The organism is Serratia sp. NFX21, from assembly GCF_048517035.1.
GTDB lineage: Bacteria > Pseudomonadota > Gammaproteobacteria > Enterobacterales > Enterobacteriaceae > Serratia > Serratia quinivorans.
Genome location: NZ_CP183196.1, coordinates 4100258 through 4121441, shown reverse-complemented (window position 1 = coordinate 4121441; position 21184 = coordinate 4100258). Strand labels below are relative to the sequence as shown.

Here is a 21184-nt window from a genome sequence, read left to right as displayed (position 1 = left end):
CGCGGGCCCAACAAAGATAATAATTAAGGGTAAGGATCCGCGATGGCAGGAAACAGTATTGGGCAGATTTTCCGCGTCACCACATTTGGTGAATCTCACGGTGTGGCGCTGGGCTGTATCGTAGACGGTGTGCCGCCTGGCATTCCGCTTACCGAAGCTGATTTGCAGCACGATCTGGACCGCCGTCGTCCAGGCACCTCGCGTTATACCACCCAACGCCGCGAGCCGGATCAGGTCCGTATTCTTTCCGGCGTGTTTGAAGGTGTGACTACCGGTACCAGCATCGGGCTGATAATCGAAAACACCGACCAGCGCTCGCAGGACTACGGTGCGATTAAAGACGTGTTCCGTCCGGGGCATGCAGACTACACCTACGAACAAAAATACGGCGTGCGCGACTATCGTGGCGGCGGCCGTTCTTCGGCGCGTGAAACCGCCATGCGTGTTGCCGCGGGGGCGATTGCCAAGAAATACCTGCAGCAGAAATTTGGCGTACAGGTGCGTGGCTATCTGGCGCAGATCGGCGACGTGGTCTGCGAGCTGAAAGACTGGGAGCAGGTCGAACAGAACCCGTTCTTCTGTCCGGATCCGGACAAGCTGGAAGCCCTGGACGAACTGATGCGCGCATTGAAGAAAGAAGGCGACTCCATTGGCGCCAAGGTCAGCGTAGTGGCAGAAAACGTGCCGGTAGGCCTTGGTGAACCGGTGTTTGACCGCCTTGACGCGGATTTGGCACATGCGCTGATGAGCATCAATGCGGTAAAAGGCGTGGAAATTGGCGACGGCTTTAGCGTTGTGACCAAGCGCGGCAGCGAAAACCGCGATGAAATCACCCCGGAAGGTTTCCAGAGCAACCATGCGGGCGGCATTCTCGGCGGTATCAGCAGTGGGCAGGCGGTGATCGCCCATCTGGCGCTGAAACCGACCTCCAGCATTATGGTGCCGGGCAGAACCATCAATCGCCAGGGCGAAGCCGTGGAAATGGTCACCCGTGGTCGCCATGACCCTTGCGTAGGCATTCGTGCGGTACCGATTGCCGAAGCGATGATGGCGATTGTGCTGATGGATCACCTGTTGCGCCAACGTGCGCAGAACGGTGATGTAGTTTCTAACGTCCCACGCTGGTAATCACCATGAAAAACTGGATGTTGGGCATCCTTGCCCTGATGGCTTCGGGCTCTGCCATGGCGTTGACGCCGTGGCAGAAAATCGAGAACCCGGTGGCCGGTTCGCCGCAGGCGGTGGGCGGTTTTGCCAATGGTTGCATTATCGGTGCCCAGCCGCTGCCGTTGAACTCGCCGGATTATCAGGTGATGCGCCCCGATCAACGCCGCTACTTCGGCCATCCGGATCTGCTGGCGTTTATCCAGCGCCTGAGCAGTAAGGCGAACCAAAAAAACCTCGGTACGGTACTGATCGGCGATATGGCGATGCCGGCCGGTGGGCGCTTCAGCAGTGGCCATGCCAGCCATCAGTCAGGGCTTGATGTCGACATCTGGTTACAGTTGCCGCGTCAACGCTGGAGTGCACAGCAATTACTGAAGCCGCAACCGATCGATTTGGTTTCCAGTGACGGTAAGCAGGTGGTTGCGCGCCAGTGGCAGCCGCAGATTGAAACCTTGATCAAAGCGGCGGCGCAGGATCAGGAAGTGACGCGTATTTTCGTCAACCCGGCGATCAAGCAGCGCCTGTGCCTGGATGCCGGTGCCGATCGTGACTGGTTGCACAAGGTGCGGCCGTGGTTTGGCCATCGTGCGCACATGCATGTGCGCCTGCGTTGTCCGGCCGGTAGCCTGGAGTGTAAAGAACAGGATACCCCACCGCCGGGCGACGGCTGTGGCGCCGAACTGGCAAGTTGGTTCATTCCGCATCAGCCGAGTGCCAAGCCGGGTAAACCGGTACCGCCGCCATTACCGCCTACCTGTCAGGCTTTGCTGAATAACCATTTCGCTGCGGAATAATAAATGGATTGGTTCGTCGTTGGCCCCGAGATGCTCGGGGTTTTGTTTGTGGTGGCATTGCTGGCGGGCTTTATCGACTCCATTGCCGGTGGGGGTGGGTTGTTGACCGTACCGGCGCTGCTGGCGGTGGGAGTGTCTCCCGCGCAGGCGCTGGCGACTAACAAACTGCAGTCGGTGGGCGGTTCCTTATCCGCCAGCCTGTACTTCATTCGCCGACGAGCCGTTGATCTCAACGATCAAAAACTGACAATTCTGTTGGCGCTGATCGGTTCTGTCGCCGGGGCGATCCTGGTGCAGCACATGCGTGCCGATCTGCTACGGCAAATGTTGCCGTTGCTGGTGATCGGCATCGGCCTGTACTTTCTGCTGACCCCGCGTCTGGGGGAAAGTGACCGACAGCGTCGTTTGAGTGCCTTGCCGTTCGGGCTGGTGGCCGGGGGCTGCGTGGGCTTTTATGACGGCTTCTTTGGCCCTGGCGCCGGTTCCTTCTACGCGCTGGCCTATGTGACGCTGTGCGGCTTTAACCTGGCCAAATCCACCGCTCACGCCAAGGTGCTGAACTTCACTTCCAATTTTGGCAGCCTGGTGTTGTTTATCATCGGCGGCAAGGTGGTGTGGAGTATCGGTCTGGTGATGTTGGTAGGGCAGGTGCTGGGGGCGCGCCTCGGGGCGCATATGGTGATGACCCGTGGGCAAAAGCTGATCCGCCCGATGATCGTCATCGTTTCTCTGGTGATGAGCTGCAAGCTGTTGTACGACAATCACGGTACGGAAATTCAGCAGTGGCTGGCGCTGCATTTTTAGCATGCCAAGCGAGCGGTAACATGAAATAATTGCCGCTTTATTTTTGTGGTTATTGGATTTGTTTATGTCAGACACACAGGCTACCCATCAATACGAACAGCTGATTGATATCTTTAATCAGTGCTTCAGTGATGATTACAACACCCGGCTGGTTAAAGGCGACGATGAGCCGATTTATTTACCGGCCGACGACCAACTGCCGTACCACCGCATTGTCTTCGCTCACGGCTATTACGCCAGCGGCATGCATGAGATTTCTCACTGGTGCATTGCCGGTGAGCAGCGCCGTAAACTGGTCGATTTCGGTTACTGGTACTGCCCGGACGGGCGCGACGCACAGACGCAAAGCGAATTTGAAGCGGTAGAAATTAAACCGCAGTCGCTGGAGTGGATGTTCTGCGTGGCGGCGGGATTCCCGTTCAACGTCAGTTGCGACAACCTGAACGGTGACTGCGAACCGGACCGCATCGCCTTCCAGCGTAAGGTACGCGAACGGGTACTGTTGCTGTTGGAACAGGGAATACCCACAAGACCTGCGCGCTTTATTCAGGCGTTACAATCGTTTTACAATACGCCACCGCTGACGGCTGAGCTTTTCCCCTATCCGGAAGATCTCAACTGACCGTCAGGTTGTTATTTAATGAGGAAATTTGATGATCGCAGAATTTGAAGCGCGCATTTTGGCGCTGATTGATGACATGGTAGAGCACGCCAGCGATGATGAACTGTTTGCCGGTGGCTACCTGCGCGGTCATCTGACGCTGGCGGTTGCCGAAGTGGAAGAACTGGGCGAACACAGCGCCGAAGCGCTGAAAACGCAGGTGGAAAGCAGCCTGCATAAAGCCATTGCTGCCGGTGAGCTGTCGCCGCCGGACCAGGTGTTGGTGTATGGCATGTGGGAAAATCTGTACCAAACCGCACTGCCGACCGCCTGATCCGTTTTACGAGGCGCTGAAAACAGCGCCTCGTAACACCGTCATTAAACCGCACGTCCCTTCAGTAGTTTCCTTACCCACATCCGATTAGGATTCAATGCCGCCAGCATGTCTGCGTCGCCCGGCAAGGGTTCGCCGAACAGCTGCGCCGCCAAAATTTCCGCCGCCAGCGGTGCCGAGCACAGCCCACGTGAACCCAACGCGCCAATCACAAACAGATTGGGATAGCTCGGTGCATTGGCGATAGCCTCGCCGCGTTGATGCTGGCGCTGCAGATGCTGATACTGCGTCAGCGTGGCCTGATAGTCCGGTACTGCGCCGATCATCGGCAGATGATCGCGGGTGGCGCTGCGCACGCCGCAGCGGGCCTGCTGACCGCTGACATCAACCTGTGCTGGCCAGGTCTGTTCCGGCAGGCAGCGCAGCAGGCGAGCACGGTTGTCCTGCTGTTCTTCCTCGCGGTATTCGGTGGCGGTTTCGCCGCGCTGGTAGCTGGCACCGATGCAGTGCTGTTGGTTGTTGACATTGACCGGCGTCAGATAGCCGTCGTAACACAGCACCTGTTTCAATTCGCTCAGCGCTGGGGTGGTGGGAATATGGGAGACTTGACCGCGCACCGAATAAACCGGCAGCGCTTCGCTGGGTGCCAGTTCGCCAAGCCGGTGGCCGTTGGCCAGGATCACCGTCGCATGCTGTCGGGTTTCTCCCTGGTTGAAACTGAGCTGCCAGCCGCTGTCGGTGGCGGTCAGGGCTTGGACGTCAGACTCATAGTGACAGCTTAACCCCTGATGTTGCGCCAGGGCTATCGCATTGCGCGTCAGCTCGGCCGGGCACAGCCAGCCACCCTGTGGGTAGTTAATGCCGCCAAAACCACTGTCGATACCGCACAGGGCGCTGAGCGTGGTGCGATCGGCCGCCACGGCCAGTTGTTGTGGCCATTCAACTGCCAGCATGTTGGCAATCTTTCCGGCACTTTTTTCATCATAGGCCAATTGGCTGACGCCACACCACTGGTGGTCAAACGTCACTCCCTGTTTTACCAGCGCATCGTACTGGCGGCGGGCAAAAAGGAAAGCGGCGCTGAAGAAATTTTCCAGTGCATCTCCCCGACCGTTCAGCAACGGGTAGAGCGCCCCCTGACGGTTGCCCGATGCCCCTTCGGCCGCCTGAGGATCGGCACAGTACAGCGTGACCTTCGCACCACGGCGCAGCAAGGCGAGGGCAGTCAAGGCGCTGGCAACGCCGCCGCCAATGATAGCAATATCGTCGGTATTGTCGGCTGCCGGGCGCAGTAACCAGGGCGTGGGGTGGGCCACCGCTGGTGCATCGGCAGGCAGCTCGCCAATCAGCATTTCACGTTTCTGGCCGAAACCTTTGCTTTTTATGACTTCAAATCCGGCCTGCTGCAGCCCGCGCCGCACAAAACCTGCGGCGGTGAAGGTGGCCAGGCTGCCCCCCGGCCGGGCAAAGCGCGCCATGGCGGCGAACAATTGCTCGGTCCACATATCCGGATTTTTCGACGGGGCGAAGCCGTCGAGGAACCAGGCATCGATTTGGCGGTGCATGCTGGCGTCGAAGTGCGGTAGCAATTCGTTCACGTCACCGAACCACAGATCCAGCGTAATGCGGCCTTCCGCCAGCAACAGGCGGTGGCAGCCCGGCAGCGGCAACGGCCATTGGGCGCGTAACTCGTCGGCATAGGGAGCCAGCTCTGGCCAACGGGCATGTGCCGCCGCCAGATCGGCCTGCAGCAGCGGGAATTTTTCAAAGCTGATAAAGTGCAGCCGCTGCAGCGTGGCATCCGGCGTTGTGGCATGAAAATCGGCAAAGGCCTGCCACAGGGTTAAAAAATTAAGTCCGGTGCCGAAGCCGGTTTCCGCCACGATAAACAGCGGGCGAGGGTGTTCGGCAAAACGTGACGGCAGCCGGTTGCCCTTGAGAAACACGTAGCGGGTTTCTTCCAGCCCATCCTGATTAGAAAAGTAGACGTCATCAAACTGTTTCGAAACAGGTGTACCCTGTTCATTCCAGGATAACGCTGCGGTTTGGATCGGGGCGTGGCTCACGGTTGGTTGCTCGTAACTCAAGGGGTGACGGGATTCTAACGGCGCTGGCGCTATGGCGCAAACTGGATAAGAATAAAGCTGAAAAACGCTGATCGGACTTGTTCGGCGTACATCTGTACGCTAAAGTGCGATGCAAAATCCCGAATGTAAAAATGTGGAAGAGGTACTGAATGAAACGTGCAGTGATTACTGGCCTGGGAATCGTCTCCAGCATTGGTAACAACCAGCAGGAGGTCCTGGCGAGCCTGCAGGAAGGACGTTCTGGGATCACTTTCTCCCAGGAACTGAAAGATTCCGGCATGCGTAGTCACGTATGGGGCGATGTTAAACTGGACACCACAGGTCTGATCGACCGTAAAGTGATGCGCTTTATGAGCGATGCGTCCGTTTATGCCTATCTTTCCATGGAAGAAGCCATCAAAGACTCAGGTCTGGCTGCCGATCAGGTTTCCAACGATCGCACCGGTCTGGTAGTTGGCTCAGGTGGCGGCTCTCCGCGCAACCAGGTTGCCGGATCCGACGGCATGCGTGCCAAAGGCCTGCGCGGCGTTGGCCCGTACATGGTGACCAAAGCCATGGCTTCAGGCGTTTCCGCCTGCCTGGCAACCCCGTTCAAAATTCGTGGCGTTAACTATTCCATCAGCTCTGCCTGCGCAACCTCTGCACACTGCATTGGCCACGCGGTTGAACTGATCCAACTGGGCAAGCAGGACGTAGTCTTTGCCGGCGGCGGTGAAGAACTGTGCTGGGAAATGGCCTGTGAATTCGATGCGATGGGCGCTCTGTCCACCAGCTACAACGACACCCCGGAAAAAGCTTCCCGTACCTATGACGCAGCGCGTGACGGTTTCGTCATCGCCGGCGGCGGCGGTATGGTGGTAGTAGAAGAGCTGGAACATGCTCTGGCGCGTGGCGCACACATCTATGCCGAGATCATCGGCTACGGTGCGACCTCCGACGGTGCCGATATGGTTGCGCCATCAGGCGAAGGCGCAGTGCGCTGCATGAAGATGGCAATGCAGGGCGTTGACACCCCAATCGACTACATGAACGTGCACGGGACTTCTACGCCGGTTGGCGATGTGAAGGAACTGGGCGCTATTCGTGAAGTGTTTGGCGACAACACCCCGGCAATCTCCTCCACCAAGGCCATGACCGGTCACTCACTGGGCGCTGCCGGCGTGCAGGAAGCGATCTACAGCCTGTTGATGGTTGAGCACGGCTTTATTGCGCCGAGCATCAACATCGAAAACCTGGATGAGAAAGCCGCAGGCATGAACATCGTGACTCAGCCGACTCAACGCGAGCTGACTACCGTGATGTCCAACAGCTTCGGTTTCGGCGGCACTAACGCCACGCTGGTAATGCGTAAGCTGCAGAAGTAATACCGGCTCAAGGTTTTAGAATAAAGCCTGCGTTTTCGCGGGCTTTTTAATGCCTGTCGATCCTGCCGGTTGGCCGCTCGGAGTTATCTCAAATTACATCTTCTGACGGATCATTAACGCTTCGTTCAGCCTTTTGCGCATACAATGGCTCAATAGCGCGAATATCACTCGGCGTAGCATTTCAGAGTGACCGAACATTGAGGCAATAGTATGAAAAAGTTAATTGCAGTTGGGCTGCTGTCGGTATTTTTGGCTGGGTGCGCGACTGAATCACCTTGTGTCCCGGTCTATGACGATCAGGGGCGTTTGGTGCACACCAACACCTGTATGAAAGGCACCACTCAGGATAACTGGGAAACCGCAGGCGCTATCGCCGGTGGTGCAGCGGCGGTTGCCGGTCTGACGCTGGGTATTATCGCGTTAACCAAATAACCTTCCGTCGGTGAGTTTCCCCGTATAAAACCCAGCCTCCGCGCTGGGTTTTTCTTTGTCTGAGACACCGCCGGTTGATTGATATCAAAGTATTTTTATTCCCAGTCAGTTGGCAAACACGGCTTTGTCAGCGGGTGTAAATTCCATTCCTGCGCAGGCGCTTGGCCGATATACTCCGGCTATCCCACACTCTGGAATCACCTGATGTCGGCTTTGGCGTCCATCTCTTTATTCATGCACCGTTTGCGCTTCGCTAGAAAGCGGGCCTGTGCATGGCTATTGGTCGTCAGTTGGCTGTTGTTGAATACCCAATTGGCGTTGGCCAGCCATAATTGCAACCTGCAGTTCAGCGGTGAAGCCCCCATGGCCCAGCATATGATGCATATGCAAAACAGCCTGCCTTCGTCAGACCAGATGCAAACCCAGGGGCCGCTGTGCGAGAAGCATTGTGTCCCTGAGTCCGCTCAACAGGATCATGCCAGCCTGACGTTAGCCGCCTTGCCGGTCAGCAGCGAGTTGGCCGTTATTGCTCCTTCCCCGTCACTTTCTATCCCACTTAACACCTGGCAAACGCCACCGATAACAGGCCCGCCGGCGGAGATTGTTTTCTGCCGGTTCCGTGAATAGCTCTGACAACCGCTTTGCCGTCCCTGACGGCCACCCGCGTTTGTTAACTATTTAATGGAGTACCCGTTATGCGTAATTTATTTGCCGCTGTACTGATCACCCTGTTTTTCTCCTCTGCCGTCAGCGCCGCCGATATGGCGATGCAGCATTCTGCCGTAAAACCTACCGTCGAAATCCATAGCCAGGGCGTCATCAAGGCCTGGGATGAGCGCAAGGTGTCCATCGCCCACCAGGCCATTCCGGCGCTCAACTGGCCGCCCATGACCATGAGTTTCCAGCTCCCCTCATCGCCATCGCTCACCGTACTGCCTGTGGGAACGGCGGTTCATTTCAGCTTCCTGCCGATTGATGGCGGTTACCGGCTGATTGCTATCGCAACCGCTCGGCAATAACGGAGGCGTCATGACCATTATCCTTTCTCACCCTTTACGGGTGGGCTGGCTGCTGCTTGCCTGTTGGGCACCGGCCAGCCTGGCAGCGGAATTGACGCTGCAACAATCGTTGACGGCGGCGGAACGCTATTCGGCGGAACTTTCGGCCAATCGGCATCAGGTGAATGCTCTGGAGAACATGGCGGATTCGGCGATGCAATTGCCCGATCCCAAACTGAAGTTCGGGATTGAAAACGTGCCGGTGCAGGGTGGCAACGCCCGGCGACTCACCCGTGAAGGTATGACGATGGGGCGGGTCGGCATCATGCAGGATTACGTCAGCAGCACCAAACGCCAGCGCAAGGCGGATACCCTGCGTGCCGAAGCCAGCCAGACGGATGCCGGCAGCGCTACCATCCGTGCCCGTTTGCAGCAGCAAACTGCGCAGGCGTGGCTGGAACTGGCGCTGAGCCGGCAAACCTTGCGTGACGCCACCGCACTGGTTACGGAGAGTGAACGCCAAATAGCCACTCAGCATGCCGGTGTGGCCGGTGGCGGCACTCCTGCCAGCGGCGTGCTGGACGCCAGACTGACGCTGCTGGCCATGCAGGACCGCATCAGTGAGGCGCAGCGCGACGTTGCGGTAGCGCAGGCACGCCTGACGCAACTGACCGGTCAGGCAACCACGGACACTGCCGGGGCAATGCCACGCTTTGAACGTTTGCCGGCCGACAGCGACGTCTTGCGCCAGGCGATCAAACAACATCCTGAGGTGCAGCAGGCCAGTCGCGAGGCCGACGTGGCCAGGGCGCGATCGGCACAGTCAGAGGTGGCGGCCATACCGGACGTGGGGGTTGAGGTGTATTACGGCAAGCGCGCCGACGATTATGAGGATCTGGCCGGGGTGATGTTTACCGTTGATCTGCCGCTGTTCCGTTCGCAGCGGCAGGATAAAGACTATGCCGCTGACGTGTCCCGCAACATGGAGGCCAACGATCGGCTGACGTTGCTGATCCGCGATCATCAGGCGCAGCTCGACACGCTGTTGGCACAGTACCAGGCGGCGCAGGCGCAATGGCAGCGACAGCAGCAACAGGCGATCCCCCTGCAGCAACAGCGAGTGACTTTGCTGTTGGCGCAATATCGCAGTGGAAAAAGCGACTTGTCTGCGCTGCTGGAGGCACGGCGGGCGCTGCTCGACAGCCGCCTCAGCGCCGGTAAAGCCGCCCGTGGACTGGCGCAGTTTTGGGCCGCCATCCGCTATCTCACCCCTCAGGAGGCAATGCAATGAGAATGCCATTTAAGCTGGCGCTGTTAGCGGCGTTAATCGGCGGTGGGCTGGCCGGGTATGGGTTGGGTTCGGCGGGGGAGGCCGCGCCGCAGGCAGACAAAACGGAACGACAGGTACTGTATTGGTACGATCCGATGATGCCTGCCCAGCGCTTTGATAAGCCGGGGAAATCCCCCTTTATGGATATGCAACTGGTGCCGCGCTATGCCGATGAGGCCGAGACGCAGGGCGGTGTGACCATCAGTGCGCGCCAGCAGCAGAATCTGGGGGTACGTATTGAGACCGCTCAGTTGCGCGCGTTGGAGCAGCAGCTTGACGCTTTTGGCAGCGTAGCGACGGATGAGCGTGGGGTGCAGATTATTGCCGCCCGTGCCAATGGGCTGGTGGAAAAACTCTATGTCCGTGCCAGCCAGCAGCAGGTGAAAAAAGGCCAGCCGCTGGCACAGTTGTGGATCCCGGAGTGGAGTGCGGCACAGCAGGAGTATTTGGCGATACGGCAACTGGGCGATCGCGCATTGACCGCTGCCGCCCGCCAGCGGTTGCAGCTGTTATTTATACCCGAGGCGGTGATACGGCAGGTTGAGCGCACGGGCAAGCCCGAGCCACGTATTAAAATAGTGGCGCCGGAGAGCGGATATGTGAACAAGCTAAGCGTGCTTGAGGGCGCTCAGGTGACCGCGGCGCAGGGGTTGTTTGAGCTGGCGAGGCTGGATCCGGTGTGGATCGTGGCTGACTATCCGCAGGCGCAGGCCGGGTTACTCAAGGTGGGCGACAAGGTGCAGGCCGCCTCTGCCAGCTGGCCGGGGGAAAGGTTTGCAGGCGAGGTGAGTGAACTGCTGGCCAATGTCGATCCGCTAACCCGCACCTTCAAAGCGCGCATTCTGTTAAAAAATCCTCAGCAAAAGCTGCGGCCAGGCATGTACCTGCAACTGACGCTATCGCAGAACGCCGTCGGCAAACCGGTGCTGGCAATCCCGCAGGAGGCGCTGATAGATAACGGCGATCGTAACCGGGTATTGGTTGCCGAAGGTAACGGCCATTTCACGCCGGTGGAGGTGGTGGCCGGGCGCGTACAGGATGGCTGGGTGGAGATCAAACGTGGGCTGAGCGCCGGGCAACAGGTGGTGACCTCCGGTCAGTTCCTGATCGACTCCGAGGCCAGTATGCGCAGTGCCTTGCCGCAGATGGCGGCACAAACCGAAGTTAATCAGTATCAGGCCGAAGGGGTGATTGAGGCACTCAATGGCGACACCATGACGTTGTCCCACGGACCAGTGCCGGAATTGCAGTGGCCGGCGATGACCATGGATTTTGCTCTGCCGCCGGGGGGATTACCGGCAGGCATCAAGCCTGGCGACCGGGTAAAAATTCACTTTAGCGTCGACGACAGCGGTTCACATATCAGCCAGGTTCTGCCGATCAATGCCGGGCACGGAGGCCACTTATGATTGCATTCGTGATCCGCTGGTCGCTGCGCAACCGGCTGCTGGTGTTATTGGCCTCGGTGTTGTTGGCCTGTTGGGGTGTGTGGGCACTGCAGAAAGCGCCGCTGGATGCGCTGCCGGACCTGTCCGACGTTCAGGTCATCGTCCGTGCCACTTACCCTGGCAAGGCACCGCAGGTGATTGAAGATCAGGTCACTTATCCGCTGACCACCACGTTGTTGACGGTGCCGGGGGCCAAAACGGTGCGTGGTTTTTCCATGTTTGGCGATGCCTACGTCTATGTGCTGTTTGAGGACGGCACCGATCTTTACTGGGCGCGTTCGCGGGTGCTGGAATCGCTCAGTCAGGTGCAATCCTCATTGCCTGAGCAGGTGAAGGTGGCGCTGGGGCCGGATGCCACCGGTGTGGGCTGGGTTTACGAATATGCCCTGGTGGATAAAACCGGCAAGCACAGCCTGGCCGACCTGCGTGCATTACAGGACTGGACGTTGAAGTTTGAGCTTAAAACCGTCCCTAACGTGGCAGAGGTGGCCAGCGTGGGCGGTATGGTGCGCCAATATCAGGTGGTGTTGGACCCACAAAGCCTGCGTGCGTTGAATATCACCCATCAACAGGTGGTGACGGCCATTCAGGACGCCAACCAGGAAGGTGGCGGAGCGCTGCTGGAAATGGGCGAGGCGGAATACATGGTGCGCACCTCGGGCTACCTGAAAAAACTGAGTGATTTTGCCAATGTGGTGATCACCGTGCGCGATGGCGTGCCGATCCTGCTGTCGCAGGTAGCGACGCTGCGTGAAGGGCCGGAGATCCGTCGGGGCGTGGCGGAACTGAACGGGGAAGGGGAAGTGGCGGGCGGCATTGTGGTGATGCGCTACGGTAAAAATGCGCTGGAAACCATTAACGCGCTGAAGGTGAAACTGCAGGAGGTTCAGCGGACGCTGCCGCCGGGAGTGGAAATCGTTACGGTTTACGATCGCTCTCAGCTGATTGAACACGCCATCGAAACCCTGTCCCACAAGCTGCTGGAAGAGTTTATCGTGGTGGCGCTGGTCTGTACCTTGTTCCTGTTCCATTTCCGTTCGGCGCTGGTGGCGATGATCACGTTGCCGCTGGGTATTCTCGGTGCCTTTGTGGTGATGCATTATCAGGGAGTGAACGCCAATATCATGTCACTGGGAGGGATCGCCATTGCGATAGGCGCGATGGTGGATGCGGCGATCGTGATGATCGAGAACATGCATAAGGTGCTGGAACAGTGGCGACAGCGTCATCCAGGACAACAGCCGACGTCAACGGATTACTGGCGCATTTCGGAGCAGGCGGCGGTGGAAGTGGGGCCGGCGCTGTTTTGCAGTTTGCTGATTATCACGTTGTCCTTCATTCCGGTCTTCACCCTGCAGGCGCAGGAAGGGCGGATGTTCTCTCCGCTGGCCTACACCAAGACCTACGCCATGGCGGTGGCGGCCGGGCTGGGCATTACGTTGGTGCCGGTGTTGATGGGTTACTTCATCCGTGGCCGCATTCCCGATGAGCATGCCAACCCGATCAATCGCTGGCTGATCCGTTGCTATCAGCCGGTACTGGCGGCGGTGTTGGCTCGTCCGAAAACCACGCTCGGGGTTTCGTTACTGTTGCTGTTGTTGACCCTGTATCCGCTTAGCCGGTTGGGCAGCGAATTTATGCCGCAGCTCGATGAAGGCGATCTGTTGTATATGCCATCGTCATTGCCGGGCATGTCGGCACGCGAGGCCAGCAGGCTGTTGCAACTGACCGACCGGTTGATCAAAACCGTGCCGGAGGTGGCGACGGTATTCGGCAAGGCAGGGCGGGCGGAAACCGCTACCGACCCGGCGCCGCTGACCATGCTGGAAACCACCATTCGTTTCAAGCCGCGTGACCAATGGCGGCCAGGCATGACCATGGACAAATTGGTGGCGGAATTGGACAGCGTGGTCAAGGTGCCGGGCATCGCCAACGTCTGGGTTCCACCCATTCGCAATCGGCTGGATATGTTGGCCACCGGCATAAAAAGCCCGGTCGGCATCAAGGTCAACGGCAATAACATGGCCGATATCGAACGGATTTCCGGGCAGATTGAACAAGTGGTGAAACGGGTGCCGGGCGTCACCTCGGCATTGGCAGAGCGCATCACCGGTGGGCGCTATGTGGATATTGATATCGACCGTCAGCGGGCTGCGCGCTATGGCGTCTCGGTGAAGGAACTGCAATCGATGGTGGCGACGCTGGTGGGGGGTGAAAACATTGGCGAAACCATTGAGGGGCGGGCGCGCTATCCGATCAATGTGCGTTACCCACGCGAAATCCGTGATTCGGTGCAACAACTGCAGGCATTGCCGGTACTCACGGCCAGTGGAGGTCAGGTGCCGTTGTCGATGTTGGCGGATATTCGGGTGACCGAAGGGCCGCCAATGCTGAAAAGTGAAAACGCACGGCTCTCCAATTGGATTTATGTCGATCTGCGCGGACGCGATCTTAAATCGGCGGTGGAAGAAATGCAGCAGGCGGTCGCGCAGCAGGTCAGGTTACCGGCCGGTGTCTCTTTGAGCTGGTCCGGACAGTTTGAATATCTGGAACGCGCCAGCGCCCAGTTGAAAATCGTGCTGCCGGTGACGCTGGCGATCATTTTCGTGCTGCTGTTTGTCACCTTCAGCAACGTGCGCGATGCGCTGTTGATCATGGCGACGCTGCCTTTTGCGCTGATCGGCGGCGTGTGGCTGCTGTACCTGCTGAACTACAACCTTTCGGTGGCCGGGGCCGTCGGCTTTATTGCCCTGTCGGGCGTGGCGGCGGAGTTTGGCGTGATTATGGTGCTGTATTTGAACCATGCGCTGGAAAAACACCGTCAGCCGGGGCAACCGTTAACCCAACAACAGCTGATGGCGGCCATCAGCGAGGGGGCGGTACTGCGCGTGCGGCCGAAAGTAATGACCGTCGCCACCATTATGGCCGGGTTATTACCGATCATGTGGGGCGATGGTGCCGGCTCGGAGGTGATGCGGCGCATTGCGGCACCGATGATTGGCGGCATGGTCAGTGCACCGCTGCTGTCGATGCTGGTGGTGCCGGTGGTGTATTTGTTGTTGCACCGTAAGGGATGATGGAGCGGGGGCGCGGTATGCTGCGCCCCTTAATACCGAACCAGAAATTACTTTACCAGGAAGGCTTTAAACTGGGGCGTCATCACGGCGCTGAATCCCTCGTCGGTTTTGCTGATCAGATAGACCGCCAGCCCTTTATCTTCCGCCAGTTTCAGGGCCTTTTCCGTCCCCAGCACCATCAGTCCGGTATCCCAACCGTCGGCTTCCAGCGCGGTCGGGGCGATCACCGTGGCGGACACCAGACGGTGGGTTATCGGCCGGCCGGTGGTGGGATCGATCACGTGCGAATAGCGCTGGCCATCCTGTTCGAAATAGTTGCGGTAACTACCGGCGGTACTGATGCCATAACCCTGTAAATCCACCAAAGCCTGTACTGCATTTTCGCGGTCGGTAGGCTTTTGGATCGCCACCCGCCAGGCTTTGCCCTGGCCGTTAACGCCGCGGGAGGAAACCGCACCGCCAACCGAGACCAGATAGTTGGTGATGCCGTTGCGCGCCATCAATTGCACCAACTGGTCAACGCCATAGCCTTCACCCAGCGTTGAGAGATCAACATACATTTCAGGCAAGTCTTTTTGCAGCCATTCGCCGTGGTTGTCACCGATCAGTTTGAGGTGCTGCAAGCCGACGTTCTTTTGCGCCGCTTCTATTTGTTGTTGGCTCGGTACCTTGACCACTCGCTTATCCGGGCCGAAGCCCCACAAATTGACCAGCGGGCCGACGGTAATATCCATTGCGCCCTGAGTGTCGCGGCCGATGCGTTGGGCCATCAGGATAATGTCCGCCATGCCGCGCGGGATCGGCTGTGGCTCTGTGCTGCTGCTCTGATTAAAGCGCGACAGCACCGAATCATTGCGGTAGGTGGAGATATCGTCGTTGGCGCGTTCCAGTACGGCGTCGATCTGCTGCTGTAACTGTTGTTTATCGACTGCCACATCACCGCTGACCTTGACGCTGTAGAAGGTGCCCATGGTTTTGCCGTCGATGTCCATTTGCGGGCGGGTATTCTGGTCATTACAGGCGGTCAGCAAGCCGAGCGTCATGCTCAGTAACAGCCCTTTGGCGAAAACGTTAGCCATAAAGAAATCCTTCAAATCTGGGAAAGGCGCTACAAATAAAGCAAAGTGCGGCGAATGAAAAGCAGATAAAGGTAAAAGAGCATTTTACTGGCGTTGCCGTCGCGCTTGGGCTAACTTCTGGCTCCTGATCCCCGGTTGTTTTTTAGAAGCGCTCAACATGAGTTCAAATTCCCTGGTCCGGCTGTTCCAGCCGTTCCTGAAAGATCGTTTTTTACATATTCTGCTGGTGGCCGGCGTGTTGATGCTGGCTATTAATCCGCAACAACTGCCTGCGCTCAGCGGTTTTATCGACTGGCGCACCATTATTACCCTGCTGGGGCTGATGCTGCTGACCAAGGGGGTTGAGGTCAGCGGCTATTTTGACTTTATTGGCCGCAAGATAGTCAATACGCTGCATAGCGAACGGCGGCTGGCGCTGTTTCTGGTGTTTTCAGCCGCGCTGTTGTCGTCATTCCTGACCAACGACGTGGCGCTGTTTATCGTTATTCCGCTGACCATCACGCTGAAAAAACTGTCTTCGCTGCCGATTAGCCGGCTGATTATCTTTCAGGCGCTGGCGGTCAATGCCGGTTCGCTGCTGACGCCGATTGGTAACCCGCAGAATATTTTGCTGTGGAGTAAATCCTCGCTGTCGTTTCTGGCCTTTATTGCCCAGATGGCGCCCTTTGGCGCAGCGATGCTGGCCAGCCTGCTGCTGTTGACCTGGTTCAGTTTCCCGGCGCGGGAGATCGTTAAAGCTCCACATACCGAAGGTTATCCTTACCAGCGACGCCTGTTGCTGAGCTGCGTGGCACTGTACGTGATTTTTCTGCTGTGTCTGGATATCGACCAGCCGCTGTACGGCCTGTTGGCGGTGTTCGCCGGTTTTTTACTGTTGGCACGCCGGGTGTTGTTGCAGATTGACTGGAGCCTGATTTTTGTCTTTATCGCCATGTTTATCGATGTGGGGCTGTTCACCCGACTTGAGGCGGTTCAGCCCTGGTTCGCGGACATTACCAGACTAGGCGAGGGCGGTATTTATGCCCTGGGAATCGCTCTGTCGCAGGTGATCAGCAACGTGCCGGCGACCATTTTACTGCTTAACTACGTGCCTTCCAGCCAACTGCTGGCCTATGCGGTCAACGCCGGTGGCTTTGGCTTGGCGATCGGTTCACTGGCTAACCTGATTGCACTGCGGATGGCGGGGGAGCGAAAAATCTGGCTGAAATTCCATTACTACTCGCTGCCACTGCTGGCATGGAGTGGTTTGCTCGGCTGGCTGCTGGCTTAAGAGCGATATTTCTACTTGAAATACCGCTCTCCTCTGGCGCGTCTGTTAGCCGCGTGCGGCCAGCAAACAGATGCTGCGGGTGACCTGATAGGACTTCACAAAGGCGCTGACCGGTAGAAATTCAAAGCGCGAATGGAAATTGTGCGCACCGGTGAAGTAATTGGGGGTCACCAGCCCGCGGCTGGATAACGCAGCGCCGTCGGTACCCCCGCGCATCGGGATCACTTTTGGTGGAATACCATGGGCGGCGAGGGCGCCGAAAATCAGTTCGATGGCGCGTTTATCTTCACCGATCGAGTTGCTGATATTGCTGTAGATATCCGTGACGCTACAGCTTACCTTGGCACGCGGATAGTTTGCCGCCACCTGCCGCACCACTTCCTGAATACGCTCTTTACGCGCATTGAAACTCGCCAGATCAAAATCACGGATCGACGCTTTTAGCGTGGCGAGGTTGGCGTTGGCCGTCAGGTCGTTGAACCAGAAATAGCCTTCTCGGCCCTCGGTATGCTCCGGCGTATCCCGGCTGTCGAACTGATTGATGATGTCGTTGGCGATAAGAATCGGGTTGATCAGCACATTCTTGGCCGACATCGGGTGAGCGGTCACCCCCTCGATGCGGATTTCCGCTGCCGCGGCGTTGAAGTTTTCATACACCACTTCGCCCAGTTCGCAGCAGTCGATGGTATAGGCGAAGTCTGCGTCAAAGCGCGCCAGATCCAGCGCCTTGGCACCGCGCAGGCCAATCTCTTCATCCGGCACAAAGGCCACCAGGATATCGCCGTGACGGTCGGTGGCACTCAGGTTAGCCAGCAGGGTCATCACTACCGTCACCGCCGCCTTGTTATCGGCGCCGAGTACGCTGGTACCGTCGCTGAAAATAATCTCTTCATTCGGGTAGGCCAGGATCTCCGGGTGCTCGGCGGTGCGCAACCAGATGTCATGCTCTGCGTTCAGGCACAGATCCTGGCCGCTAAAGCGCAGGCGCTGTGGGTGAATATCTGCCGACAGGCCGACGTCCACGGTATCGATATGGGTAATAAAACCGATGCGCGGCGCACCGGGCTGGTTGCCGGGTTTACGTGCGGTAACGGTGGCGTGCTCATCAATTTGCACATCAGTCATCCCCAATTCGCGCAGTTCGGCTGCCAGCAGTTTGGCCATATCGTGCTGACCCGGAGTACTGGGCAGGGCCGTGGCGGCGGCATCGCTCTGGCTGGTTACCGCCAGATAACGGAAGAAACGTTCGGTGAGCTGTTCGGCTATGGCGCTGGTCATGCGGGATCCTCTCGGTAAGCGGTCTATCGGTTTTAATGGTAAATCAGCCGGTTGTCCAATGGTGCAATGCTTTAGCCGTCGGAATGCGAGACACCGCGCAGAATAAAAAAATAGCGGGGCAACTAGGAAATAGTCGCGGGTAACTACGGCAAAATCGTTGTTAGCTCTGGGGTGCGGATGCCCCAACAACAATCTGAATGCTAAAGGAGAATTCATGCGCTCACGTCACGCTTTGCTTATTTCTTTGTTATCCCTGGGAATATCTCAGACTGCCTGGTCTTCCACCGACGGTGGCCATGCCAACAGCAACGCCAATAGCCGCGAAGTGGCCAGCGCGCTTGGCGGCCTGAAGAACAAAACCTATAGCCTGGAGCAGGCACCGAAGATCCGCGTAGCCAGCTTCAATATTGCCGCCGGTAAAGTCAGTGATATGACCGCCATCGCCAAGGCGATCAAGGCGATGAACGCTGACGTGGTGGCGCTGCAGGAAGTAGACAAGCTGACCGGCCGCAGCGGCAAGCTGGATCAGGCTGAGGAACTGGCCAAACTGACCGGTATGCACGTGGTTTTTGGCCGCGCGATTGATTATGACGGCGGTGAATATGGCCTGGCGTTCCTGTCAAAATATCCGCTGCATGACAGCAAGATTTACCCGCTGCCCTCCGGTCAGCGTGAACAGCGCATTGCCTTCAGCGCCCAGACCGACGTGCCCGAGTTTCCGGCGCCGATTACGCTGATCAACACTCATTTGGATACTAAAGAAGATCCGGCCATGCGTTTGGATCAGGTGCGCGAGTTGAACGATCGCACCATCGAAATGCGCGGTATCAAACTGTTGTTCGGCGATATGAACGACGTTCCGGGCAGCGTTACCTGGACCGAACTCAGCCGCTACTGGAACGACATTATGCCTGCCGCGCAAGATGGCCGCAGTTGGCCGGCGGAAAATGCCGAAATCAAGGTCGACTACATCTTTAGCGGCAATGCCCAGCGCTGGCATCTGGACAGCCTGACGGTGCCGAACGCCAGCGGCGACTGGAACGGCATTCACTGGCCGGCGGTCAGCGATCACCTGCCGGTGGTTGCCGAACTGCGGCTGACCGAGCAGTAATTTAATCAAAAGCAGTATTGTCAGCTTAAACGGGTGAGATCCGTGCCAGTCGTTCGATGGCGGCGCGGATTTCACCGGGTGTCAGGGCCGAAAAGCCCAACAGCCAACCGTCGCGCCGCCCGGCTGACGTGAGATATTGGGCTGCCAGCCCTGGCGTCACGACACCCAGGCCTTGCGCCTGACGAGAGAGAGCCACTTCCTGACCGGGTGGCAGCCAAACGCTGAGTTGCAATCCGCCACTTGCCGGTTGTGGGGTGGCAAAATGCCCCAGTTTTTCCTGCACCTCCTCCAATAACCGGTCACGACGACTGCGGTACAACTGACGCATATAGCGGATATGAGCGGCAAAATGCCCTTGTTGGATAAACTCGGCGGTTACCGCCTGCGTCAGTTGGGCGCTGTGGCCGTCGTAAACCGTGCGTGCGGTGGTAAAGGGTTCCGCCAACGCAGGGGGCACCACCAAATAGGCCAGCCTCAGTGAGGGAAACAACACCTTGGAAAAGGTGCCCATATAAAGCACGTTGCCGTGCCGGTCCAGCCCTTGCATCGCTGGCATGGGCTGGCCGTCGTAGTGAAATTCGCTGTCATAATCGTCTTCAATAATCCAGGCCCGCTGGCGTTGCGCCAGTGCCAACAGTTCGAGACGGCGTGCCAGACTGAGCGCCACGCCGGTGGGGTATTGATGCGAAGGTGTCAGATAAATCAGCCGCGGTGTCGGAAGTTGTTCATCCTGCTGTATCCCGGCCTTATCAACGCTGACCGGTACCAGCTCGGCGCCAGCGCTGGTAAAGGCGTTCCTGGCTCCGCGATAACCGGGCTCTTCCATCCAAACCTTATCACCGTGATCCAACAGCAGGGTGGCAATCAACTGCAGGGCCTGCTGTGAGCTGGTCAGTACCAGCACTTGTTGTGCATCACAATTAACGCCACGCGCTTGGCTGATATAACCGGCTATGGCCTCGCGTAACGGCAGATAACCTTGTGGATCGCCATAGCGCATCAGGGTTTCGCCCCGCAGGCTTAACTGCCGGGCGGTGAGCTGTTTCCACAGTTTTAGCGGGAAGGCGCGGAGATCCGGCGAACCGGCGGCAAAGGGCAAGGGCTGTTGGGGATCGCGACAGCCCCCGGTTTGTACGATCTGTCGGCCGCGCAGTGACAGACGCGGCTCGCCGCTGACTTTGGCTACAGGCACTGATTTGACGATGCCAGCCGCCACGAAGGTGCCTTGACCCACCCGGCGCTGTAGATAGCCCTCGGCCTCCAGTTGGCCGTAGGCCGCCTCGGCGGTCACGCGTGAGATCGCTAAATCTGCCGCCAGTACTCTGGATGAGGGCAAACGTTGCCCGCTGATCAACGTCCCGTTATGGATAGCCCGGCGCAGCGTGCTGCATACGCGCTCACGTAAGGTCCCGTTGGCGTGTTCCGGCAGGTGAAAAAGAGTGAGTAGCGTGCTGGCCATAATGGGACTTATCAATGGGCGAAAATGGGTATCAATCATAAGACCAAAATCAGGCAATATTGTCATCAGTGTTTATCAACAGGAGTGAATTACATGGCGGTATCTTCATTGGTTTTGGCCTTTCCACCGGGGACGGCGGCGCAGAGTCTGGATTATCTGGCCGCGAAGCTGAGTTATTACGCAGATGCGTGGGACGTGGCGGAAGATCTGCGCAACGGCGTCAGTGAGATCCTGGTGATTGATACCCGTGCGGAAGCCCTATACGCGGCCGGACATATTCCTGGTGCCATCAGTTTGCCCCATCGCCTGATTGACGAGGCCGGTACGGCGCATCTGGCGCGCGATAAAGTCTATGTCACTTATTGCGATGGCATTGGCTGTAACGGCTCCACCAAGGGGGCGTACAAGCTGGCGCTGCAAGGATTTCGGGTGAAGGAGTTGATTGGTGGTTTGGACTTCTGGCTACGCGATGGCCATCCATTGGCCACCGGTGAACAGCCGGGCTCGCTGCAGGGAAGTGCTATTGGCGAAGACTGCGGCTGTGCCTGAGG

At 58.0% G+C, this 21184-nt stretch carries 19 protein-coding genes; 15 read left to right on the top strand and 4 right to left on the bottom strand.

Going from position 1 to position 21184, the window contains the following annotated elements; all coding sequences use genetic code 11:
* The first annotated feature begins 42 nt into the window (after positions 1–42).
* The 5 genes from aroC to ACNT1W_RS19255 all read left to right on the top strand — a co-directional run bounded on the left by aroC (position 43) and on the right by ACNT1W_RS19255 (position 3700).
* A complete protein-coding gene (gene aroC / locus ACNT1W_RS19275) occupies positions 43–1128 on the top strand; it encodes a chorismate synthase (protein ID WP_012146087.1) in 1086 nt (361 codons plus the stop codon).
* Positions 1129–1133: 5 nt separating this feature from the next.
* Complete coding sequence (gene mepA / locus ACNT1W_RS19270; RefSeq protein ID WP_012146086.1) at positions 1134–1961, top strand: penicillin-insensitive murein endopeptidase; 828 nt, start codon at positions 1134–1136, stop codon at positions 1959–1961.
* Positions 1962–1964: 3 nt separating this feature from the next.
* On the top strand, positions 1965–2765 hold the full coding sequence (locus ACNT1W_RS19265; RefSeq protein ID WP_012146085.1) for a sulfite exporter TauE/SafE family protein: 801 nt from the start codon (positions 1965–1967) through the stop codon (positions 2763–2765).
* Between the two features lie 64 nt (positions 2766–2829).
* On the top strand, positions 2830–3387 hold the full coding sequence (locus ACNT1W_RS19260; RefSeq protein WP_012146084.1) for an elongation factor P hydroxylase: 558 nt from the start codon (positions 2830–2832) through the stop codon (positions 3385–3387).
* A gap of 31 nt (positions 3388–3418) precedes the next feature.
* Positions 3419–3700 (top strand): YfcL family protein, encoded by a 282-nt coding sequence (locus tag ACNT1W_RS19255; RefSeq protein ID WP_012146083.1) that lies wholly within the window; start codon positions 3419–3421, stop codon positions 3698–3700.
* A gap of 44 nt (positions 3701–3744) precedes the next feature.
* On the opposite strand, the gene mnmC is transcribed toward ACNT1W_RS19255, so the two are convergent.
* On the bottom strand, positions 3745–5766 hold the full coding sequence (mnmC, locus tag ACNT1W_RS19250; RefSeq protein WP_419246025.1) for a bifunctional tRNA (5-methylaminomethyl-2-thiouridine)(34)-methyltransferase MnmD/FAD-dependent 5-carboxymethylaminomethyl-2-thiouridine(34) oxidoreductase MnmC: 2022 nt from the start codon (positions 5764–5766) through the stop codon (positions 3745–3747).
* A 170-nt stretch (positions 5767–5936) separates the two neighbouring features.
* On the opposite strand from mnmC, the gene fabB reads away from it, so the two are divergent.
* The 7 genes from fabB (at position 5937) to ACNT1W_RS19215 (ending at position 14436) form a co-directional block, all read left to right on the top strand.
* Positions 5937–7151, top strand: a complete 1215-nt coding sequence (gene fabB, locus ACNT1W_RS19245) for a beta-ketoacyl-ACP synthase I (protein ID WP_012146081.1) — start codon at positions 5937–5939, stop codon at positions 7149–7151.
* A 210-nt stretch (positions 7152–7361) separates the two neighbouring features.
* Positions 7362–7583 (top strand): hypothetical protein, encoded by a 222-nt coding sequence (locus ACNT1W_RS19240; protein WP_004947462.1) that lies wholly within the window; start codon positions 7362–7364, stop codon positions 7581–7583.
* A gap of 204 nt (positions 7584–7787) precedes the next feature.
* Positions 7788–8210 (top strand): hypothetical protein, encoded by a 423-nt coding sequence (locus tag ACNT1W_RS19235; RefSeq protein WP_419246024.1) that lies wholly within the window; start codon positions 7788–7790, stop codon positions 8208–8210.
* A 68-nt stretch (positions 8211–8278) separates the two neighbouring features.
* Entirely contained in the window at positions 8279–8602 is a 324-nt protein-coding gene (locus ACNT1W_RS19230; protein ID WP_419246023.1) for a copper-binding protein, read from the top strand.
* Positions 8603–8612: 10 nt separating this feature from the next.
* Positions 8613–9872 (top strand): TolC family protein, encoded by a 1260-nt coding sequence (locus ACNT1W_RS19225; protein WP_419246022.1) that lies wholly within the window; start codon positions 8613–8615, stop codon positions 9870–9872.
* Positions 9869–11320 carry an efflux RND transporter periplasmic adaptor subunit gene (locus ACNT1W_RS19220; protein WP_419246021.1) on the top strand — a complete coding sequence of 484 codons (1452 nt, stop codon included), beginning with the start codon at positions 9869–9871 and terminating at the stop codon, positions 11318–11320. Before ACNT1W_RS19225 ends, ACNT1W_RS19220 begins: the two co-directional genes overlap by 4 nt.
* Complete coding sequence (locus tag ACNT1W_RS19215; protein ID WP_419246020.1) at positions 11317–14436, top strand: efflux RND transporter permease subunit; 3120 nt, start codon at positions 11317–11319, stop codon at positions 14434–14436. The genes ACNT1W_RS19220 and ACNT1W_RS19215 overlap by 4 nt, the downstream gene beginning before the upstream one ends.
* Before the next feature lie 47 nt (positions 14437–14483).
* On the opposite strand, the gene apbE is transcribed toward ACNT1W_RS19215, so the two are convergent.
* On the bottom strand, positions 14484–15515 hold the full coding sequence (gene apbE / locus ACNT1W_RS19210; RefSeq protein WP_112363892.1) for an FAD:protein FMN transferase ApbE: 1032 nt from the start codon (positions 15513–15515) through the stop codon (positions 14484–14486).
* A gap of 157 nt (positions 15516–15672) precedes the next feature.
* On the opposite strand from apbE, the gene ACNT1W_RS19205 reads away from it, so the two are divergent.
* Positions 15673–16785 carry an SLC13 family permease gene (locus tag ACNT1W_RS19205; RefSeq protein WP_419246019.1) on the top strand — a complete coding sequence of 371 codons (1113 nt, stop codon included), beginning with the start codon at positions 15673–15675 and terminating at the stop codon, positions 16783–16785.
* Between the two features lie 45 nt (positions 16786–16830).
* Here the strand turns inward: ACNT1W_RS19205 and pepT are convergent, their stop codons facing one another.
* Positions 16831–18063 (bottom strand): peptidase T, encoded by a 1233-nt coding sequence (gene pepT / locus ACNT1W_RS19200; protein ID WP_218216848.1) that lies wholly within the window; start codon positions 18061–18063, stop codon positions 16831–16833.
* A 214-nt stretch (positions 18064–18277) separates the two neighbouring features.
* Here pepT and ACNT1W_RS19195 point away from each other — a divergent pair, with 214 nt between their 5' ends.
* Positions 18278–19174, top strand: coding sequence for an endonuclease/exonuclease/phosphatase family protein (locus ACNT1W_RS19195; protein WP_012146072.1), 897 nt, complete (start codon positions 18278–18280; stop codon positions 19172–19174).
* A gap of 25 nt (positions 19175–19199) precedes the next feature.
* Here the strand turns inward: ACNT1W_RS19195 and ACNT1W_RS19190 are convergent, their stop codons facing one another.
* On the bottom strand, positions 19200–20633 hold the full coding sequence (locus ACNT1W_RS19190; RefSeq protein WP_419246018.1) for a PLP-dependent aminotransferase family protein: 1434 nt from the start codon (positions 20631–20633) through the stop codon (positions 19200–19202).
* Positions 20634–20726: 93 nt separating this feature from the next.
* On the opposite strand from ACNT1W_RS19190, the gene ACNT1W_RS19185 reads away from it, so the two are divergent.
* A complete protein-coding gene (locus ACNT1W_RS19185; protein WP_017893521.1) occupies positions 20727–21182 on the top strand; it encodes a rhodanese-like domain-containing protein in 456 nt (151 codons plus the stop codon).
* The last annotated feature ends 2 nt before the right edge of the window (positions 21183–21184 follow it).

Excerpts from the sequence above, each read along its gene's own strand:
- aroC (WP_012146087.1), top strand. The coding sequence starts at position 43 with ATGGCAGGAAACAGTATTGGGCAGATTTTCCGCGTCACCACATTTGGT.
- ACNT1W_RS19240 (WP_004947462.1), top strand. The coding sequence starts at position 7,362 with ATGAAAAAGTTAATTGCAGTTGGGCTGCTGTCGGTATTTTTGGCTGGG.
- ACNT1W_RS19255 (WP_012146083.1), top strand. The coding sequence starts at position 3,419 with ATGATCGCAGAATTTGAAGCGCGCATTTTGGCGCTGATTGATGACATG.
- ACNT1W_RS19190 (WP_419246018.1), bottom strand. The coding sequence starts at position 20,633 with ATGGCCAGCACGCTACTCACTCTTTTTCACCTGCCGGAACACGCCAAC.
- ACNT1W_RS19185 (WP_017893521.1), top strand. The coding sequence starts at position 20,727 with ATGGCGGTATCTTCATTGGTTTTGGCCTTTCCACCGGGGACGGCGGCG.
- ACNT1W_RS19260 (WP_012146084.1), top strand. The coding sequence starts at position 2,830 with ATGTCAGACACACAGGCTACCCATCAATACGAACAGCTGATTGATATC.
- ACNT1W_RS19230 (WP_419246023.1), top strand. The coding sequence starts at position 8,279 with ATGCGTAATTTATTTGCCGCTGTACTGATCACCCTGTTTTTCTCCTCT.
- ACNT1W_RS19205 (WP_419246019.1), top strand. The coding sequence starts at position 15,673 with ATGAGTTCAAATTCCCTGGTCCGGCTGTTCCAGCCGTTCCTGAAAGAT.
- ACNT1W_RS19225 (WP_419246022.1), top strand. The coding sequence starts at position 8,613 with ATGACCATTATCCTTTCTCACCCTTTACGGGTGGGCTGGCTGCTGCTT.
- ACNT1W_RS19265 (WP_012146085.1), top strand. The coding sequence starts at position 1,965 with ATGGATTGGTTCGTCGTTGGCCCCGAGATGCTCGGGGTTTTGTTTGTG.
- mepA (WP_012146086.1), top strand. The coding sequence starts at position 1,134 with ATGAAAAACTGGATGTTGGGCATCCTTGCCCTGATGGCTTCGGGCTCT.
- ACNT1W_RS19195 (WP_012146072.1), top strand. The coding sequence starts at position 18,278 with ATGCGCTCACGTCACGCTTTGCTTATTTCTTTGTTATCCCTGGGAATA.
- fabB (WP_012146081.1), top strand. The coding sequence starts at position 5,937 with ATGAAACGTGCAGTGATTACTGGCCTGGGAATCGTCTCCAGCATTGGT.
- pepT (WP_218216848.1), bottom strand. The coding sequence starts at position 18,063 with ATGACCAGCGCCATAGCCGAACAGCTCACCGAACGTTTCTTCCGTTAT.
- ACNT1W_RS19235 (WP_419246024.1), top strand. The coding sequence starts at position 7,788 with ATGTCGGCTTTGGCGTCCATCTCTTTATTCATGCACCGTTTGCGCTTC.
- ACNT1W_RS19215 (WP_419246020.1), top strand. The coding sequence starts at position 11,317 with ATGATTGCATTCGTGATCCGCTGGTCGCTGCGCAACCGGCTGCTGGTG.
- apbE (WP_112363892.1), bottom strand. The coding sequence starts at position 15,515 with ATGGCTAACGTTTTCGCCAAAGGGCTGTTACTGAGCATGACGCTCGGC.
- ACNT1W_RS19220 (WP_419246021.1), top strand. The coding sequence starts at position 9,869 with ATGAGAATGCCATTTAAGCTGGCGCTGTTAGCGGCGTTAATCGGCGGT.